At 68.8% G+C, this 18,297-nt stretch carries 16 protein-coding genes; 10 read left to right on the top strand and 6 right to left on the bottom strand.

The genetic code is table 11. The features are described 5' to 3' along the window. Positions 1-290: 290 nt before the first annotated feature. Positions 291-1,727, bottom strand: coding sequence for a cation:dicarboxylate symporter family transporter (locus tag ADL01_RS08440; protein WP_420719694.1), 1,437 nt, complete (start codon positions 1,725-1,727; stop codon positions 291-293). 204 nt (positions 1,728-1,931) lie between these two features. Between ADL01_RS08440 and ADL01_RS08435 the strand changes: the two genes are divergently transcribed. The 5 genes from ADL01_RS08435 (at position 1,932) to ADL01_RS08415 (ending at position 7,670) form a co-directional block, all read left to right on the top strand. Further along, the gene (locus ADL01_RS08435) at positions 1,932-3,689 is read left to right on the top strand and encodes a sensor histidine kinase (protein WP_053741282.1); all 1,758 of its coding nucleotides are present in this window, start codon (positions 1,932-1,934) and stop codon (positions 3,687-3,689) included. Further along, positions 3,686-4,399 (top strand): response regulator, encoded by a 714-nt coding sequence (locus ADL01_RS08430; protein ID WP_053741281.1) that lies wholly within the window; start codon positions 3,686-3,688, stop codon positions 4,397-4,399. The genes ADL01_RS08435 and ADL01_RS08430 overlap by 4 nt, the downstream gene beginning before the upstream one ends. Positions 4,400-4,520: 121 nt before the next feature. Beyond that, positions 4,521-5,921 (top strand): extracellular solute-binding protein, encoded by a 1,401-nt coding sequence (locus ADL01_RS08425; protein WP_078960396.1) that lies wholly within the window; start codon positions 4,521-4,523, stop codon positions 5,919-5,921. Then, on the top strand, positions 5,918-6,817 hold the full coding sequence (locus tag ADL01_RS08420) for a carbohydrate ABC transporter permease (protein ID WP_053741280.1): 900 nt from the start codon (positions 5,918-5,920) through the stop codon (positions 6,815-6,817). Before ADL01_RS08425 ends, ADL01_RS08420 begins: the two co-directional genes overlap by 4 nt. 1 nt (position 6,818) lies before the next feature. Continuing rightward, complete coding sequence (locus ADL01_RS08415) at positions 6,819-7,670, top strand: carbohydrate ABC transporter permease (RefSeq protein WP_053741279.1); 852 nt, start codon at positions 6,819-6,821, stop codon at positions 7,668-7,670. Positions 7,671-7,747: 77 nt separating this feature from the next. On the opposite strand, the gene ADL01_RS08410 is transcribed toward ADL01_RS08415, so the two are convergent. Beyond that, positions 7,748-8,398, bottom strand: coding sequence for an MOSC domain-containing protein (locus tag ADL01_RS08410; protein ID WP_053741278.1), 651 nt, complete (start codon positions 8,396-8,398; stop codon positions 7,748-7,750). A 454-nt stretch (positions 8,399-8,852) separates the two neighbouring features. Here ADL01_RS08410 and ADL01_RS08405 point away from each other — a divergent pair, with 454 nt between their 5' ends. Next, positions 8,853-9,584, top strand: a complete 732-nt coding sequence (locus ADL01_RS08405; protein ID WP_107090837.1) for a helix-turn-helix domain-containing protein — start codon at positions 8,853-8,855, stop codon at positions 9,582-9,584. Positions 9,585-9,665: 81 nt separating this feature from the next. Here ADL01_RS08405 and ADL01_RS08400 read toward each other — a convergent pair whose 3' ends face one another. Then, positions 9,666-10,691: an ATP-dependent 6-phosphofructokinase gene (locus ADL01_RS08400; RefSeq protein WP_053741277.1), complete on the bottom strand. Its 1,026-nt coding sequence runs from the start codon at positions 10,689-10,691 to the stop codon at positions 9,666-9,668. Positions 10,692-10,889: 198 nt separating this feature from the next. Between ADL01_RS08400 and pta the strand changes: the two genes are divergently transcribed. From pta to pyk, 3 genes are all read left to right on the top strand, one after another. After that, positions 10,890-13,001, top strand: a complete 2,112-nt coding sequence (pta, locus tag ADL01_RS08395; RefSeq protein WP_053741276.1) for a phosphate acetyltransferase — start codon at positions 10,890-10,892, stop codon at positions 12,999-13,001. Further along, positions 12,998-14,227 carry an acetate kinase gene (locus tag ADL01_RS08390; protein WP_053741275.1) on the top strand — a complete coding sequence of 410 codons (1,230 nt, stop codon included), beginning with the start codon at positions 12,998-13,000 and terminating at the stop codon, positions 14,225-14,227. Before pta ends, ADL01_RS08390 begins: the two co-directional genes overlap by 4 nt. Positions 14,228-14,388: 161 nt before the next feature. Continuing rightward, the gene (gene pyk / locus ADL01_RS08385) at positions 14,389-15,819 is read left to right on the top strand and encodes a pyruvate kinase (protein WP_053741274.1); all 1,431 of its coding nucleotides are present in this window, start codon (positions 14,389-14,391) and stop codon (positions 15,817-15,819) included. A 52-nt stretch (positions 15,820-15,871) separates the two neighbouring features. Here the strand turns inward: pyk and ADL01_RS08380 are convergent, their stop codons facing one another. The 3 genes from ADL01_RS08380 to ADL01_RS08370 all read right to left on the bottom strand — a co-directional run bounded on the left by ADL01_RS08380 (position 15,872) and on the right by ADL01_RS08370 (position 17,543). Then, the gene (locus ADL01_RS08380; protein WP_053741273.1) at positions 15,872-16,408 is read right to left on the bottom strand and encodes a hypothetical protein; all 537 of its coding nucleotides are present in this window, start codon (positions 16,406-16,408) and stop codon (positions 15,872-15,874) included. 143 nt (positions 16,409-16,551) lie between these two features. Further along, positions 16,552-16,743: a hypothetical protein gene (locus tag ADL01_RS08375; RefSeq protein WP_053741272.1), complete on the bottom strand. Its 192-nt coding sequence runs from the start codon at positions 16,741-16,743 to the stop codon at positions 16,552-16,554. Between the two features lie 8 nt (positions 16,744-16,751). Then, the gene (locus ADL01_RS08370) at positions 16,752-17,543 is read right to left on the bottom strand and encodes a helix-turn-helix transcriptional regulator (RefSeq protein ID WP_324614585.1); all 792 of its coding nucleotides are present in this window, start codon (positions 17,541-17,543) and stop codon (positions 16,752-16,754) included. Positions 17,544-17,879: 336 nt separating this feature from the next. On the opposite strand from ADL01_RS08370, the gene ADL01_RS08365 reads away from it, so the two are divergent. After that, positions 17,880-18,297 (top strand): hypothetical protein (locus ADL01_RS08365; RefSeq protein ID WP_053741270.1); only part of this gene is annotated, 418 nt, incomplete at its 3' end.

The raw sequence follows: 18,297 nt of genomic DNA, 5'->3' as shown, positions 1-18,297 counted from the left end.
CTGCGCTGGTCATGGTGGAGACGCCTCAGCCAAACCCGGGCCCGCCGCAGCCACTACAAACGCCGAGGCCACATCCTGCAACTGTGATTGCAGTACTAGTGGCGCGGCACCCAAGCAGAGAGAACGCACAGGCAGCGCGGCGTGAACGCCGAAATGGCCGAGCGGCCAGGCTACGGGGGAGAGCCTGGCCGCTCGGCGTTTTTCGAGGCCCTGGGGATCCGGCGGACCTGCCGGGCACCCAGGCCGGGTGGCCGGACAACGGGGGAGTGTCCAGCCACCCGGAGTCGGTGTCAGGCCTTGGCGAGTTCCTTCTCGCCGCCCTGCTCGGGGATGTCCGCGGAGTCGGACGCGCCGTCGGTGTCGGGGTGGAAGCCGTCGTTCTCGTCGATGAGCGTCTTCTCGTCGAACGGGTGCTGACCGGCGAGGACCTCCGCGACGCGCTCCTTGTCGATCTCCTTGGTCCAGGTGCCGATCAGGACCGTGGCGACCGCGTTGCCCGCGAAGTTGGTGACGGCGCGGGCCTCGCTCATGAAGCGGTCGATGCCGACGATCAGGCCCAGGCCGTCCACCAGGGCGGGCTTGTGGGACTGGAGGCCGCCGGCCAGGGTCGCGAGACCGGCGCCGGTGACACCCGCCGCGCCCTTGGAGGCGACGAGCAGGAAGAGCAGCAGCGGGATCTGCTCACCGATCGACATCGGCGTACCCATGGCGTCGGCGATGAACAGGGACGACATGGTCATGTAGATCATGGTGCCGTCGAGGTTGAACGAGTAGCCGGTCGGGACGGTGATGCCGACGACCGGCTTGCTGACGCCCAGGTGCTCCATCTTCGCGATCAGCCGCGGCAGCGCGGACTCGGAGGACGAGGTCGACAGGATCAGCAGGAACTCGCGGCCCAGGTACTTGAGCAGCGAGAAGATGTTGAGGCCCGTGCAGAGCTTCAGCAGTGCGCCGAGCACGACGAAGACGAAGAGGAAGCAGGTGAGGTAGAAGGCGAGCATCAGGACGGCGAGCTTCTTGAGCGCGTCCACGCCGGCGGACCCGGTCACCGCGGCCATGGCGCCGAACGCGCCGACGGGCGCGGCCCACATGACCATGCCGAGGATGCGGAAGACCAGGCGCTGGATGTGCTCCACACCGCGCATGATCGGCTGGCCGGCCGAGCCCATGGCCTGCAGGGCGAACCCGGCGAGCAGGGCGATCAGCAGCGTCTGGAGGACCTCGCCGCCGGTGAAGGCGGAGACGAACGTCATCGGGATGATTCCGAGCAGGAACTCGGTGGTGTCCTTGGCCTCGGCCGAGACCTGCGCGTGGCCGGCCTCCTTGGCGGCGTCGGTCAGCGCGAGGCCGGTGCCCGGCTCGATGATGTTGCCGACGACCAGGCCGATGCCCAGCGCGACGAACGACATGATCACGAAGTAGCCGAGCGCGATCCCGCCGACCTTGCCGACCTTCGCTGCCTTACGTACCGAGCCGATACCGAGCACGATCGTGCAGAAGATGATCGGCGAGATCATCATCTTGATCAGGTTCACGAAGCCGGTACCGAGCGGCTTCAGTTCGACGGCGAAGTCCGGGGCGATCAGACCAACGGCGATACCGGCGGCAACCGCGGCGATGACCGCGATGTAGAGGTAGTGGGTACGGTCCCGCTTGGCGGCGGGTGCGGCAGGTGCCGTTGAGGATGAGGTGGCCACGGCTGCCCTCCTTGACGTCGTCGTCGGCATCACCGGCGTGCGGCTCACGTCCGGGGGATGGGGAGAAAGTTGTGCTGGGGACTGGCGGTGCTGCGGGGTCGCGGGCGGCGACCGAAAACAGGCCACGGCCCGTGAATCGCGTCCCTGCGATGCCGTGACTATCCCCCGGCCTGTGAGGGCGGTCACCCTTCCGTTCATTTAGTTCACGCTTATAAGGAGAGGCAGACTGGCACCATGCGTTTCCCCCGCGTCCCCGGACCCCGCAGTCTGGCCGCCCAGCTGTTCGCGATGCAGGCCGTGCTGATCGCGGTCGTGGTGGCCGGATGTGCGCTGTTCACGTACCTCAGCGACCGCAGCCAGGCCGAGGACGCCGCCGGCCGGCAGGCGATGGCCGTGGCCCGTTCCGTCGCGGACGCCCCCTCGGTGCGCGAGGCGATCCGTACCACCGCCGAGCCGACGAAGCTCCTCCAGCCGTACGCCCTTCAGGTGCAGCACCACACGGACGTCGACTTCGTCACGATCATGGACCCCGAGGGCATCCGCTGGACCCACCCGGACAAGGACCAGATCGGTCAGCGCTTCCTCGGGCACAGGGAACGCGCGCTGCGCGGCGAGTCGTTCACGGAGGTCTTCTCCGGCACGCTCGGCCCGTCCGTCCGCGCGGTCACCCCGATCCGCGCCGACGGCGCCGACAGCCAGATCATCGGGCTGGTCAGCGCGGGGATCCGGGTCGAGGAGATCAGTGCCCGGGTCCAGAACCAGGTCAAGGCCCTGTTCGGGGTCGCGGCGGCCGCGCTGGCGCTGGGCGCGGTCGGCACGTACGTCATCAACGCGCGCCTGCGCCGGCACACGCACGGGATGAACGCGGCCGAGCTCAGCCGTATGCACGACTACCACCAGGCCGCCCTGCACGCCGTACGCGAGGGGCTGCTGATGCTCGACGGGCAGTACAGGGTGGCGCTGATGAACGACGGCGGGCGGGAACTGCTGGGCGTCGTGGACGAGGGGGAGGTCGTCGGCCGGTCCGTGGCCGAACTGGGGCTGCCCGCGCCCCTGACGGGCGCGCTGCTGTCGGCGGAGCCACGCGTCGACGAGGTGCATCTGACCGCCGACCGGGTGCTGGTCGTCAACACCTCCCCCGTGTCGAGCGGCGAGCGTCGGGGTACGGTCGCCACCCTGCGCGATGTGACGGAACTCCAGTCCCTGATGGGCGAGTTGGACTCCGAGCGCGGTTTCACCCAGGCGCTGCGCTCACAGGCGCACGAGGCGGCGAACCGCCTCCACACCGTCGTCTCCCTGATCGAACTGGGCCGGGCGGAGGAGGCCGTGGACTTCGCGACCGCCGAACTGGAACTGGCCCAGGCGCTCACCGACCAGGTGGTCGCGGCGGTCAGCGAACCGGTGCTGGCCGCCCTGCTGCTCGGCAAGACGGCGCAGGCGAACGAGCGGGGCGTGGAGCTGGTGGTGTCCGAGGAGAGCAGCCTCGACGACGGCCTCCTCCCCGACACGCTCCCCGCCCGCGACCTGGTCACCATCCTGGGCAACCTCATCGACAACGCGGTGGACGCGGCGCAGGGAAGCGTGGACAGCGGCATGGGGGCGTCGCGGGTGACGGTGACGGCCCTGACGGAGGACTCCCTGCTGGTGCTGCGGGTCTCGGACACGGGCGCGGGCGTCGACCCGGCCCACGCGGAGGCGGTCTTCCAGCGGGGCTTCACGACCAAGCCGGCGGGACCGGGCGGCCGGGGTCTGGGTCTGGCGCTCGTACGGCAGGCGGTGGCCCGTCACGAGGGCACGCTGACGGTGGCCGAGGCGGCGGGCGGCGGGGCGGAGTTCGAGGTACGGCTGCCGTTGCCTAAGGTGGCGGCGCCCGTGGTGGCCACGGGCGCCGCCACGGCCACGGCCACGAACGCTTCGGGAGGTCCCGTCCCCGTCAGGTCCATCGATCCCGCGGATCCCGCCGAACCCGCCTTGCCAGGAGGCGACGCATGACCGACCCGAGAGATACGCCGCGCAGAGACACGACGACCGACCCCATCCGCGTTCTCGTCGTGGAGGACGACCCGGTCGCCGCCGACGCGCACGTCATGTACGTGGGCCGGGTGCCCGGGTTCACGGCCGTCGGCAAGGCGCACACGGGCGCGGAGGCGCGGCGCGCGCTGGACCGTACGCCGGTGGACCTGCTCCTGCTCGACCTCCATCTCCCGGACGGCCACGGACTGCAGCTGGCCCGCTCGCTGCGGGCGGCCGGCTACCACGCCGACGTGATAGCGGTGACGTCGGCGCGGGACCTGGCGGTGGTGCGGGAGGGGGTCTCGCTGGGGGTCGTGCAGTACGTACTGAAGCCGTTCACCTTCGCGACCCTCCGGGACCGCCTGGTCCGGTACGCCGAGTTCCACGCGTCGGCGGGCGAGGCGAGCGGCCAGGACGAGGTCGACCGCGCCCTGGCGACCCTGCGCGCCCCGGGCCCCGCCGCCCTCCCCAAGGGCCTGAGCGCCCCCACCCTGGAACGGGTCACGGTGACCCTGCGGGCCAGCACCGAGGGGCTCACCGCGGCCGGGGTCGCCGAGGAGGTCGGCATCTCGCGCATCACGGCCCGGCGTTACCTGGAGCACCTGGTGGACTCGGGCCGGGCGGCGCGGAGTCCGCAGTACGGGCAGGTGGGGCGGCCGGAGTTGCAGTATCGGTGGGTGAAGGGGTAGCGGGCCAAGGGGGGCGCGGCCGGCCGATGAGCACGGATCGCTGCAAGGTCATTGACCTGACTAGACCACTCCTCTTACGTTCGCCGGGCAGCCGTACAGGCTTTCAGGCCCGTAGGAGGTCGTGCTCGTGCGCCCCACCGCCGCTCGCCCAACTGCCTTATCCTCCTTGCTCGTTGCCACCGCCCTCACTGTCGCCGCCGGTTCGCTCACCGCGTGCGGCGGCGGCTCCGGAAGTGATCCGGACACGGTGAAGATCTCGTTCAAGCAGTCGACCGACAACTCCGTCAAGGTGATGGACACCTACCTGGCGGACATCAAGAAACAGTTCGAGAAGGCCAATCCGGGCAAGAAGGTGGAGCTGGTCCCGATCAAGGCCCCGGACTCGGAGTACTACACCAAGGTCCAGCAGATGCTCCGCTCCCCCAAGACGGCCCCCGACCTGGTGTACGAGGACACGTTCCTCATCAACTCGGACATCACCAGCGGGTACTTGAAGCCGCTCGACGCCTACCTCGCCAAGTGGCCGGACTGGAACCAGTTCATCGACACGGCGAAGACGGCCGCCAAGGCGGAGGACGGCAAGACGTACGGCGTCCCGGACGGGACGGACACCCGGGGGCTGTGGTTCGACAAGGGCATCTTCAAGAAGGCGGGCCTGTCTGCCAGTTGGCAGCCGAAGACGTGGGCGGAGGTGTTGTCCGCGGCCCGCACGATCAAGGAGAAGGTCCCGGACGTCATCCCCCTGAACGTCTACACGGGCAAGCCGGTGGGTGAAGGGGCCACCATGCAGGGCTTCGAGATGCTGTTGTACGGGACGCCGGGCGCGGCGACCTCGGACCCCCTGTACGACGGCTCGTCGAAGAAGTGGATCACCGGGAGTCAGGCGTTCAAGGACGCGTTGACGTTCGTCGAGACGGTGTACAAGGAGAAGCTGGGCCCTGACGTCGAGGACGCCCTCGACCCCAACATCGGCACCCGGGTACGCGGCGAACTGCTCCCCGAGGGCAAGCTGGGCATCAACCTCGACGGCTCCTGGCTCCCCCAGGACTGGCTGCCGGGCAGCGGTCACGAATGGCCCGAGTGGTCAACGAAGTTGGGCCTCGCGGCGATGCCGACCCAGCACGGCCAGGCGCCGGGCAAGGTGAGCATGTCGGGTGGCTGGACCTGGGCGATCCCGTCGAAGGCGAACAACCCCGACCTGTCGTTCGAGTTCATCAAGACGATGCAGACGAAGGCGAACGCCCGGAAGTGGTACATCGCCAACTCCGGCATCGCGGTCCGCAAGGACGTGGCGGCGGACCCGGCGTACGTCGACGCCCAGCCCGGCATCAGGTTCTTCACGGACCTGGTCGCGAGCACCCACTACCGCCCGGCGTATCCGGCGTACCCGAAGGTCTCGACGGCCGTCCAGGAGGCAATGGAGGGCGTGACGACGGGTGACGCGTCGGTGGCGGAGGCGGCGCGCGCGTACGACGAGACGCTGAAGTCGGCGACGGACGACCAGGTGGTAGAGAAGCGGTGAGTGCAGGAGCGGGTACGAGTACGGGTACGGGTGCGACCAGGCGTCGCGCCCTGACGCGGGCGCTTCCGGTCACACCGGCGGTGGTTCTCCTCGCCCTCTTTCTCGCCGGCCCGATCGCGTACTGCGCCTACATCGCGTTCACCGACCTCCAGTTGACGGGTCAGGCCACCTCGTCCTTCGTCGGTTTCGACAACTTCCGTACGGCATTCAAGGACAAGGCGTTCCTCAACGCCGTATGGCTGACTCTCGTCTTCACGGTCATCTCGTCCCTGATCGGCCAGAACACCCTGGGACTGACGCTGGCGGCACTGATGCAGCGCGCGTCGAAGCCGGTGCGGACGCTGGTGGGAGGGATCGTGATCACGGCGTGGGTGCTGCCGGAGGTGGTGGCGGGGTTCCTGCTGTACGCGTTCTTCCGGCGGGAGGGCACTCTCAACGCCATCCTGGACTGGCTCCATCTCCCGTCCCAGAACTGGCTGTTCACCCTGCCGATCCTGGCGGTGTCGTTCGCGAACGTGTGGCGGGGTACGGCGTTCTCGATGCTGGTGTACTCGGCGGCGCTGAACGAGATCCCCAAGGAGATCACCGAGGCGGCGGAGGTCGACGGCGCGGGCGGCTGGCGCCGGATGTGGCACATCACGCTGCCGATGATCAGGCGCTCGATCGGCACGAACCTGATGCTGAACACGCTCCAGACCCTGTCGGTCTTCGGCCTGATCTGGGTGATGACGAGGGGCGGCCCGGGAAATCGAAGCCAGACGCTCCCCCTCTTCATGTACGAACAGGCCTTCCAGAAGAGCATGATCGGGTACGGGACCGCGGTGGCGCTGCTGTTGCTGGTCGTCGGCTCACTGTTCTCGGTGGTGTACATGCGGCTGCTGCGAACGGAGGTGTGAGATGCCCGGGGTCAAGATGGTGACGATGAAATCCCGGCGCGCGAACCGCCGGTTGGCAGCCGACGCAAGCCTCTTGGCCGTCGCGGCAGCCTTCGTACTCCCCCTCGCGTGGGTGGTCCTGTCGGCGCTGGATCCGCACGCGGACTTGCGGGTGAGGGTCCCGGACGGTCTGACGTTCGGAAACTTCGACGCGGTACTGACGGACGAGATCACCTTCACGCCGCTGCTCAACAGCCTGATCCTGTGCGGAGGCGGGACACTGCTGACGGTGGTGTGTGCGGCGCTGGCCGCGTATCCGTTGTCGCGGTTTCGGTCGCGGTTCAACCGGCCGTTTCTGCTGACGGTGCTGTTCGCCACCTGTCTACCGATCACGGCGATCATGGTGCCGGTGTACGCGCTGTTCGTGCGGGTGAACCTGATCGACACGATGCAGGGCACGATCTTCTTCTTCGCGGCGTCGCAACTCCCGTTCGCCATCTGGCTGATGAAGAACTTCATGGACGGCGTACCGAGGGAACTGGAGGAGGCCGCCTGGACGGACGGGGCGTCGGCGTTCCAGTCGCTGGTACGGATCGTGCTGCCACTGATGGGCCCGGGAGTGGCTGTGGTGACGGTGTTCTCGTTCGTGATGATGTGGGGCAACTTCTTCGTCCCGTTCATGCTGCTGCTCACACCGGACCAGATGCCGGCGAGCGTGAGCATCAACGATTTCTTCGGAAATCGGGGGACGGTTGTTTATGGGCAGTTGGCCGCGTTCTCGGTCATCTATTCGACGCCGGTGATTTTGCTGTATGTGCTGGTGGCGCGGAAGGTGGGTGGGGGGTTCGCGCTCGGTGGAGCCGTGAAGGGGTGAGTCGACCCCTGAGGGAGGGACGGTAACCAGGGCGCGGGGCCCTGAAGACCGGTAGGTCCGAGCTCCGAGCTCGTCGTCTATGTGCTCGTGCGCCTGCGGACCAGTTGCCTGTTCTCCTCGTTCAGCGCATCGGCGACCAGCAGTCGCGGCAGCAGGTCCGGTTCGAGGGTCATCGCGCGGAAAACGAGCGCGACGGTGACGTCGTGGTCGGGCCGGTGCACGATTTCGACGGGGTCGCCTGCGCGGATGTCTCCCGGCTCGATCACCCGGAGATAGGCGCCCGGGAGCGCGGCCTGCGTAAACCGCTTGATCCAGCCCTCACGCTCCAGCCAGCCCTGGAACGTCGCGCACGGGATCCGCGCGCATGACACCTCCAGGACGACGTCCGGCCCGATGCGCCAACGCTCCCCGATCAGAGCGCCGTTGACGTCAAGGCCACGGGTCGTGAGGTTCTCCCCGAAGACGCCGTCGGTGAGCGGCCTGCCCAGCTCGGCCTCCCAGCCGTCGAGATCCTCCCGAGCATAGGCGTAGACCGCCTGGTCAGAACCGCCGTGGTGCTTCACGTCGTAGACGCGGTCGCCGGCGAGACCCACCTCACCGGTCCCCTTGGGCCCGGGCGCGATGACGGCGACGGGGCCGTCGACGGGCCGCTTGTCGATGCCTGTCGCGCTGAGGCCCTTCCAGGGGTTGGGCCGGGGCTTGCCCACATTGACTGAGAGCAGCTTCATACGCGCGACAGTACGGTCCTGCGCCCGCCGGGGCGACACATTTCAGGCAGCACCTCGGGCCGGAGCGGCTCCACCCCCGCCCCCGCACCGCAAGGATCGCGCCGCGACTACTCGCAGTACTGGCCGGTTACCCACCCGGCCAAGCCCCCGACCGTACCGCACAGACCTTCGACCCCCGCCCGGACAGTCGACACCCCAGGGACCCCGAAGACACCCCGAAGGCACCCCCGATACCGCACACGTAACCGACGGACAAGCGCGCATATGCCCCACCACCTTGCCGTTCGCACGATCGGACGCCCCCAACAGGCCCCGGTCATCTCCGCCCGGCAATCAGCCCACGGCCATCAGTCAATCCGGAACGAACCGGAACCACTTCCCGCCCCCCGTAGCTTCCTACAATCCGTAATTGTGGCCGAACAGAATGTAGTCACCGCCGCTCCGCACCCCTAACTTGTGGCGCGTGCGCCGACCTCCAGCCCCTCCCCCACCGCCCACGCCGCCGACCCCGCCCTTCGACGCCCACGCCGCCCGCAGACTCCGTATGGCCCTGGACATGGGCCCCGAGCACGTCGCGTACGGGATGCAGGTGTCGTACGGGCTGCCGTACATCACGGCCGACCATGTGATCGCCTGGGAACGCGGCATCATGGCCCCCGGAAAGAACGAACTCACCGCTCTCGCGGGCGTGTTGTGGTGCGCCCCCTGTGAACTCATCGGCCGTCCGCGCACCTTGCGCGAACACCGTGCCGCGCGTGGGCTCAGCGCCGAGGACGTCGCCGGGGCCGTCGGGCTCGAACTCCTCGTCTACGTACGGATGGAGGAGAGCGGCGAGTGGCGCGGCACCGAGCGGCAGTCCGCGATTCTCGCCGAGGTGCTCGAACTGTCCCTCGCCGACTTCATGACCCTCACCGGCCTCGACGGCAAGCTCGCCGGCCTGTTGCGCAGCGCCGTCACGACACGCTGGCAGGCTTACGTCCGCCCCGTCGGCAAGATGGTGCCGCTGAACCGGCGTCTCCTGGAGGGCACCCTCCAGGAGCTGCACCGCTACTACCAGGGGCAGATGGCCGCCACCGTGACCTGGTCGGACGGTTCCGCGGCGACCGAGGCAAGCCATACCGGACGTGACTTCCTCGAACGGATCGTGGAGCACTTCTGGGCGAGGATCGACACCATCGCCCCCTGACCGTCCCGACAACCCGAAGCCTGTAAACCCGACGACCCAATGGCCCAACGAGCTGGGCAACCGGGCAACCGGAGTTGGAGGCTAGAAAACCGACTCCGCCTCGTCCATCCGGTCCTTCGGGACCGTCTTCAGTTCGGTGACAGCCTCCGCCAGCGGCACCATCACCACGTCCGTCCCGCGCAGTGCCGTCATCCGTCCGAACTCGCCCTGGTGCGCGGCCTCCACCGCGTGCCAGCCGAACCGGGTCGCGAGGACGCGGTCGTACGCGGTAGGCGTGCCGCCGCGCTGGATGTGGCCGAGGATGACCGGCTTGGCCTCCTTGCCGAGCCGGCGTTCCAGCTCGTACGCCAGTGCCGTGCCGATACCCTGGAAGCGCTCGTGGCCGAACTGGTCGATCTCGCCGTGGCCGTAGTCCATGCTGCCCTCGGCGGGGTGCGCGCCCTCGGCGACGCAGATGACGGCGAACTTCTTGCCGCGCGCGAACCGTTCCTCGACCATCTTCACCAGGTGATCGGGGTCGAAGGGGCGCTCGGGGAGGCAGATGCCGTGGGCGCCGGCCGCCATGCCGGACTCCAGGGCGATCCAGCCCGCGTGGCGGCCCATGACCTCGACGACCATCACGCGCTGATGCGACTCGGCGGTGGTCTTCAGGCGGTCCATCGCCTCCGTCGCGACACCCACCGCCGTGTCGAAGCCGAACGTACGGTCCGTCGACGAGATGTCGTTGTCGATGGTCTTGGGGACGCCGACGACGGGCAGGCGCGCGTCGCTCAGCATCCGGGCCGCCGTCAGCGTGCCCTCCCCGCCGATCGGGATCAGGACGTCGATACCGAACTCGCGGGCCATGTCCTGCGCGTTCTCGCAGGCCTCGCGCAGCCGGTCGCGCTGGAGACGGGACGAGCCGAGAATGGTGCCGCCGCGGGCGAGGATGCCGCTGACCGCGTCGAGGTCGAGGGTGCGGTAGCGGCCGTCCAGCAGCCCCGCGTAACCGTCCTCGAAGCCGATGACCTCGTCGTCGTACTGGGTGACCGCCCGGTGGACCACCGACCGGATCACTGCGTTCAGGCCCGGACAGTCGCCGCCTGCGGTGAGAACTCCGATACGCATCGTGCTGTGTCTCCTGCTCGCTGTGATCGCGGTGATCGTTCTGCTCGCTCGTGATGCCGGTGGGCCCACTCCAATTGTTCCACGCCCTGACCCGGCCCTCGCTCCCGATGCCCTCCCGACGGGCCTGACCGGCGACTAAACCAGCCGCGCGGGTAGTGTCGAGAGGCCCGAACAATCCAGCTGAAACGGAGAGCACGCGTGACGACCCGCAGCGTGTACGTGACCGGGATCGACCGGGGTGACGGCCGCCAGGTCGTCGAGCTGGGAGTCATGGAACTCCTGACCCGGCAGGTGGACCGCGTGGGCGTCTTCCGCCCCCTGGTGCACGACGACCCGGACCGTCTCTTCGAGCTGCTGCGCGCCCGCTACCGCCTCTCCCAGGACCCGGCGACCGTGTACGGCATGGACTACCCGGAGGCGTCCGCGCTCCAGGCCGAGCAGGGCACCGACGAGCTCGTCTCGACCCTCGTCGACCGCTTCCTGCTCGTCGCCCGCGAGTACGACGTCGTCCTCGTCCTCGGCACCGACTTCGCCGACACCCAGTTCCCGGACGAGCTGGCCCTCAACGCCCGCCTCGCGAACGAGTTCGGCGCGTCCGTCGTCGCGGTCGTCGGCGGACGCGACCAGACCGCCGAGTCGGTGCTCGCGGAGACCCGCAACGCGTACCGCGCGTACGAGGCGCATGGCTGCGACGTCCTGGCCATGGTCGCCAACCGCGTCGCCCGCGAGGACCGCGCCGCGATCGCCGAGGGCCTCGACTCCCGTCTCCCCGTGCCCTGTTACGTCCTGCCCGACGAACCCGCCCTGTCCGCGCCGACGGTCGCCCAGATCACCCACGCGCTCGGCGGCAAGGTGGTCCTCGGCGACGACTCGGGCCTCGCCCGCGACGCGCTGGACTTCGTCTTCGGCGGCGCGATGCTGCCCAACTTCCTGACCGCGCTGACCCCGGGCTGCCTGGTCGTCACCCCCGGTGACCGCGCCGATCTCGTGGTCGGCGCCCTCGCCGCGCACAGCGCCGGTACGCCGCCCATCGCGGGCGTCCTGCTGACCCTGAACGAGCGCCCCAGCGACGAGGTCCTCACCCTCGCCGCCCGGCTCGCCCCGGGCACCCCCGTCATCTCCGTCGCCGGGACAAGCTTCCCCACCGCCGCCCAGCTCTTCTCCCTGGAGGGGAAGTTGAACGCGGCCACCCCGCGCAAGGCGGAGACGGCCCTCGGCCTCTTCGAGCGCCACGTCGACACGACGGAACTTCTCCGGCGTATCTCCGCACCCAGCAGCGACCGGGTCACGCCCATGATGTTCGAGCACAAGCTCCTCGAGCGCGCCCGCGCCGACAAGCGCCGGGTCGTCCTCCCCGAGGGCACCGAGGAACGCGTCCTGCACGCCGCCGAGGTGCTGCTGCGCCGGGGCGTGTGCGACCTGACGCTGCTCGGGCCGGCCGACGTCATCCGCAAGAAGGCCGCCGACCTGGGCATAGACCTCGGCGGCTGCCAGGTGATCGACCCGCAGACCTCCGAACTGCGGGACAGGTTCGCCGAGAAGTACGCCCAGCTGCGCGCGCACCGGGGCGTCACGGTCGAGCTGGCGTACGACGTCGTCTCGGACGTCAACTACTTCGGCACCCTGATGGTCCAGGAAGGCCTGGCCGACGGCATGGTGTCGGGCTCCGTCCACTCCACGGCCGCGACGATCCGCCCCGCCTTCGAGATCATCAAGACCAATCCCGACGCCTCGATCGTCTCCTCCGTCTTCTTCATGTGCCTCGCCGACAAGGTTCTCGTCTACGGCGACTGCGCGGTCAACCCCGTCCCGAACGCCGAGCAGTTGGCCGACATCGCCATCCAGTCGGCCGCCACCGCCGAGCAGTTCGGTGTGGAGCCGAGGATCGCGATGCTGTCGTACTCGACGGGTACGTCCGGTTCGGGCGCGGACGTCGACAAGGTGCGCGAGGCGACGGAACTGGTGCGCTCCCGGCGCCCGGACCTGCGTATCGAGGGTCCGATCCAGTACGACGCGGCCGTGGAGCCGACCGTGGCCGCCACCAAGCTCCCCGGCTCCGAAGTCGCGGGCCAGGCAAGCGTGTTGATCTTCCCGGACCTCAACACCGGCAACAACACCTACAAGGCCGTGCAGCGTTCGGCCGGCGCGATCGCCGTCGGCCCGGTCCTCCAGGGCCTGCGCAAGCCGGTCAACGACCTGTCCCGGGGCGCGCTGGTCCCGGACATCGTCACCACGGTCGCGATCACGGCGATCCAGGCCCAGACCGCCACCGCTCTCACGCCCCCTACCGCAAAGGCCTCCGCGCAGTGACCGCGACCCGCGTCCTCGTCCTCAACTCCGGCTCGTCGTCGGTGAAGTACCAGCTGCTCGACATGCGCGACAGCAGCCGCCTCGCCGTGGGCCTGGTGGAACGCATCGGCGAGGAGACGTCCCGTCTGAAGCACACCCCGCTGGCGACGGGCGGCGCGTCCCGCGAGCGTACGGGCCCGATCGCCGACCACGAGGCAGCCTTGAAGGCGGTGGCTGAGGAGCTGGCGAGTGATGAACTCGGCCTCGACTCCCCCGAGTTGGCGGCCATCGGACACCGGGTCGTGCACGGCGGCCAGTCCTTCACCGAGCCCACGGTCGTCGACGAAACCGTCCTCGCGGAGATCGAGCGCCTGATCCCGGTGGCCCCGCTGCACAACCCGGCCAACCTCACCGGCATCCGTACCGCCCAGTCCCTGCGCCCCGACCTCCCCCAGGTCGCGGTCTTCGACACGGCGTTCCACACGACGATGCCGGAGTCGGCGGCCCGCTACGCGATCGACGTCGCGACGGCCGACGAGCACCGCATCCGGCGGTACGGGTTCCACGGCACGTCCCACGCGTACGTGTCGCGGGAGACGGCGCGGCTCCTGGGCCGGGCGCCCGAGGACGTGAACGTGATCGTGCTGCACCTGGGCAACGGGGCGTCCGCGTCGGCGGTGCGGGGCGGGAGGTGCGTGGACACCTCGATGGGGCTGACGCCGCTGGAGGGACTGGTCATGGGAACCCGCTCCGGTGACCTGGATCCGGCTGTCATCTTCCATTTGGCGCGTGTTGGCGGAATGTCCACGGACGAGATCGACACTCTTCTCAACAAGAAGAGCGGCTTGATCGGCCTGTGCGGAGACAACGACATGCGGGAAATCCGCCGCCGTATCGACGAGGGCGGCGCGGACGCCCCCGCGGCCCGGCTGGCCTTCGACATCTACATCCACCGCCTGAAGAAGTACATCGGCGCCTATTACGCGGTACTCGGCCGGGTGGACGCCATCGCGTTCACGGCCGGTGTCGGCGAGAACGCGGCGCCGGTGCGCGAGGCGGCGGTGGCCGGCCTGGAGGGCCTCGGCGTGGCCGTGGACGGCGCCCTGAACGCCGTACGCGGCCAGGAGGCCCGGCTGATCTCGCCCGCGGGCTCCCGGGTCGCGGTGGCGGTCGTGCCGACGGACGAGGAGCTGGAGATCGCGACACAGACGTACGCGCTGGTGAGATCGGCGGGACCGGACAACTGAAGACACTTAACGGATATTGGACGAACATTGGGAAGACATCGGCGACTCCGATGGAAGAGCCTCACTTGAGCGCTATCCCGCCCCTTTGTGTCCAGTAGGTGCTTCTACGTCGTCCACCAGGCGGAATATTCCGAAGCGAAACAAACCGATAGGATCGCCCCATGCGCCGTTCGAAAATCGTTTGCACTCTCGGCCCCGCGGTCGACTCCCATGAAATGCTCGTGTCTCTGATCGAGGCCGGCATGAACGTGGCCCGGTTCAACTTCAGCCACGGCAGCCACGCCGAGCACCAGGGCCGGTACGACCGGGTCCGGGCCGCCGCCAAGGAGACCGGCCGCGCCGTCGGTGTCCTCGCCGACCTGCAGGGCCCGAAGATCCGCCTGGAAACCTTCGCGGAGGGCCCCGTCGAGCTGGTACGGGGCGACGAGTTCGTCATCACCACCGAGGACGTCCCCGGTGACAAGACCATCTGCGGTACGACGTACAAGGGCCTCCCGGGCGATGTCTCGCGCGGCGACCAGATCCTGATCAACGACGGCAACGTCGAGCTGAAGGTCCTGGACGTCGAGGGTTCGCGGGTGAAGTCGATCGTCATCGAGGGCGGCGTCATCTCGGACCACAAGGGCATCAACCTGCCCGGCGCGGCCGTGAACGTCCCGGCCCTCTCCGAGAAGGACATCGACGACCTGCGCTTCGCCCTGCGCATGGGTTGCGACATGGTCGCCCTGTCCTTCGTCCGCGACGCCGCCGACGTGGACGACGTCCACAAGATCATGGACGAGGAGGGGCGCCGCGTCCCGGTCATCGCCAAGGTGGAGAAGCCGCAGGCGGTCGACAACATGGACGCCGTCGTCGCGGCCTTCGACGGCGTGATGGTGGCCCGCGGTGACCTCGCCGTCGAGTACCCCCTCGAGAAGGTCCCGATGGTGCAGAAGCGCCTGGTGGAGCTGTGCCGGCGCAACGCCAAGCCGGTGATCGTCGCGACCCAGATGATGGAGTCGATGATCACCAACTCGCGCCCGACGCGCGCCGAGGCGTCCGACGTGGCGAACGCGATCCTGGACGGCGCCGACGCGGTCATGCTGTCCGCGGAGTCGTCGGTCGGCGCCTACCCGCTCGAGACGGTCCGCACGATGTCGAAGATCGTGGTGGCGGCGGAGCAGGAGCTCCTCTCCAAGGGCCTGCAGCCCCTGGTCCCCGGCAAGAAGCCGAAGACGCAGGGTGGCTCGGTCGCCCGCGCGGCCTGCGAGATCGCCGACTTCCTCGGCGGCACGGGCCTGGTCGCCTTCACCAAGTCCGGCGACACGGCCCGCCGCCTCTCCCGCTACCGCGCGGCCCAGCCGATCGTCGCCTTCACGACGGACGAGGGCACCCGCAACCAGCTCGCCCTGAGCTGGGGCGTCGACTCGTACGTCGTCCCGTTCGTCAACAGCACGGACGAGATGGTCTCCCTGGTCGACCAGGAGATGCTGAAGCTGGGCCGCTTCAAGGTCGGCGAGATCGTCGTCATGACGGCCGGCTCCCCGCCCGGCGTCCCGGGCACGACGAACATGGTCCGGGTGCATCACTTGGGCGAGGGCGAGCACGCCTGACGGGGCGGTTGTACGGCTGCGAGGGCGTCCCCTTTGGGAGGGGGCGCCCTCGTCATTTCGCCCAGTCAGTGGCTGCCTCTCGGCGAGAACCACGAAGAGCCTCCACGGCAGCCTGCCTGATCCTCTTGGTCCGGCCCTTTTGAGAGACAACGCGCAGGGTGTCCTGGTCAGCGGTCACACGGGTCGCTCTCGATTGAAGCCAGTCGGACCATCCGCCGATGAGTTCGCCGACAGACTCTGCCGACACGGCACCCTGCCTGAGCGATTCCAGGACGCCGAGCTCGCGCGCCCGCCGCGCGGAGAACTCACGTACGGCTGGCGGCAGGATCCGCACCCATCGCTCGCGCTCGTCCCCTGGAACGCGTTCGAGCACCTCACCGACGACTCCAGACGCCAGGGAGCCGTCCGGCTCCAGGGACACTGCCTCGAACAGCAGCGGCAGTGCGCCGGGGGTGTCCGTCGCCACGCGGTAGAGGGACCAGCGCTCGTGACCATCGGCGAACGAGACGTCGGCACCCTCGTACCACCCGACGGCCTGGGAAAGCCGGCGCAGCATCTCGCCGAGAGCGGGGGAGAGATCAGCAGCCATGCGCCCTGCACCTTTCCACGGCGACTCGCATGTTCTCCCTGATCGTACGAATGTTGCCTGTGACCACGGCCTGTTGGTGTCTGGACAGTTCCTTCTCCTCGGGTCATGGATGGGAGGGGAGGTAACGAGGTTCGAAGGCGTGGTCAGAGGAGGTGGTCGGCCTTGCCGGCCTTGATGTCCTGGATGAGGGTGCGTAGGGCGTCTCGGGTGTCGGTGAGGTAGGTGTCTTCCTGGCCCGCGATGGCGATGTAGGCGTTGTTGTCGGGGTCGGTGCCTATGCGGAAGCAGTTGGCGCCTTCGCCGCAGTAGGGCTCTTCCCAGGTGATGTCGGGCACGGGGTCTCCTAGAGGTCGTGGGCGAGGGTGCGGATGAAGGCCCGTGAGGGCGCGGGGGCGAGCGCCACGGCTTCGGCCGCGTCAAGGTGGGCGCGGTACTTGTTGAGCTGCGCCTGGGTGTCGATGAACTCCGGGCCGTGCGTGCTGTCGAGTTCAACGGTGTCGAGGCGGGGGACGGTCGACTCGGCGTAAACAACGGACTGTCCTGCCCCGGGGAAGCCGCCCGCCTTGAACGGGATGACGCGTATCGTCACGGCCTCACGGTCGGACACGTGCAGCAGGTGCTCCAACTGCCGCCGCGCGACGGAGGATCCGCCGAACTCCATACGGAGCGCGGCCTCGTGCAGGATGACATCGAGGCCTGGGGGTTGCGGCCGGTCGAGCACCTGCTGCCGGTCGACCCGGTGGGCCAACCGGGCGTCGAGGTCGGGGACCGACAGCGGCGGAATCACGGCTTTGAACACGGCGCGGGCGTGGTCCTCGGTCTGAAGCAGACCCGGCAGGTGCACGCTGACGGTGATCCGTAGCCGCTTGGCGTGCCATTCCATCTCGGCGATGTCGAGGAAACCGTCCGGCAGCCGGTCCCGGTACTCCTCCCACCAGCCCTTGTCGCGCCCGGCGGCCATGGCGGCGAGTGCCTCGATGAACTCCTTGTCCGCGCAACCGTAGTTGGCGGCGAGAGTGCGCACACGCTCGGCGCTGATCCCGGAGCGACCCGACTCCATGTTGGGCACGTTCGTACGGGGGACGTTCAGCAGCCGGGCCGCGTGCTCCGTCTTGATCCCGGCGGAGGTACGCATCCTGCGCAGTTCCGCGCCCAAGCGCCTCTGACGCTCCGTCGGTTTGCTCCTCGGCGGCATGTGCCCACTCCCCGTTCGTCTGCGTGACGTGGGTCAGTCTGCCGCTGTGGTGCTCTTGTGGTCCACCGGGGATCCCAGGAAGAGTAGTACACGTACTCCCTAGATGCTCTACAGTCAGTGACGCGTCGCTTACGCCCAGCACTGAACGGAAGCGCATCGCGCGAGCCTGCCCAGGTTCTCTTTCCTCTGGGAAGGGTGGGCTCGCGCCAGGGAGACAAGCCACTGGCCGGGTGCAGGCGTGCACGTCAAGTCCGTTGTCCAACAAGGGAGTCAGCCATGTCCGCATCGGTCACCGTCTCGGCCTGCCCCATCTCCACCGACCCGACGGAGACACCACCGCCGTCTCCGGACGCGCTCGCCTACAGCTTCACCTTGCCCGCCGGGACGGTGAGTTCACGGGTGGCACGGGATACGACACGGGTCGTCCTTCGGGCACACGGGCTGGCGGACATGACGGAGGCCGCCGTACAGGTCGTCGCGGAACTGACCGCCTGTGCCTGCCGGTTCGCCGCGAACGCCTCGGTGTATGTGTCGCTGCGTTTTCGGGACGGGGAGTTGCGGGTGATCCTCTACGACGGTCACCAACTGCACGATCATCCCCGGCTGGCTGCGGCTTGCGATGAGCGGAGGGGGGACGCGCTGCGGGTGTTGGGGTGCGTGGTGGAGGCGTGCGGTGGGGAGTGGGGGTTCGGGG

Origin of the sequence: Streptomyces sp. NRRL WC-3618 (genome assembly GCF_001280005.1) — a bacterium.
GTDB lineage: Bacteria > Actinomycetota > Actinomycetes > Streptomycetales > Streptomycetaceae > Streptomyces.
This window is presented reverse-complemented; position numbering and strand designations above follow the sequence as displayed.

Bases quoted from the DNA above. Each gene is read 5' to 3' on its own strand.
- ADL01_RS08440 (WP_420719694.1), bottom strand. From the start codon at position 1,727: ATGCCGACGACGACGTCAAGGAGGGCAGCCGTGGCCACCTCATCCTCA.
- ADL01_RS08435 (WP_053741282.1), top strand. From the start codon at position 1,932: ATGCGTTTCCCCCGCGTCCCCGGACCCCGCAGTCTGGCCGCCCAGCTG.
- ADL01_RS08430 (WP_053741281.1), top strand. From the start codon at position 3,686: ATGACCGACCCGAGAGATACGCCGCGCAGAGACACGACGACCGACCCC.
- ADL01_RS08415 (WP_053741279.1), top strand. From the start codon at position 6,819: ATGCCCGGGGTCAAGATGGTGACGATGAAATCCCGGCGCGCGAACCGC.
- ADL01_RS08410 (WP_053741278.1), bottom strand. From the start codon at position 8,398: ATGAAGCTGCTCTCAGTCAATGTGGGCAAGCCCCGGCCCAACCCCTGG.
- ADL01_RS08400 (WP_053741277.1), bottom strand. From the start codon at position 10,691: ATGCGTATCGGAGTTCTCACCGCAGGCGGCGACTGTCCGGGCCTGAAC.
- pyk (WP_053741274.1), top strand. From the start codon at position 14,389: ATGCGCCGTTCGAAAATCGTTTGCACTCTCGGCCCCGCGGTCGACTCC.
- ADL01_RS08380 (WP_053741273.1), bottom strand. From the start codon at position 16,408: ATGGCTGCTGATCTCTCCCCCGCTCTCGGCGAGATGCTGCGCCGGCTT.
- ADL01_RS08370 (WP_324614585.1), bottom strand. From the start codon at position 17,543: ATGCGTACCTCCGCCGGGATCAAGACGGAGCACGCGGCCCGGCTGCTG.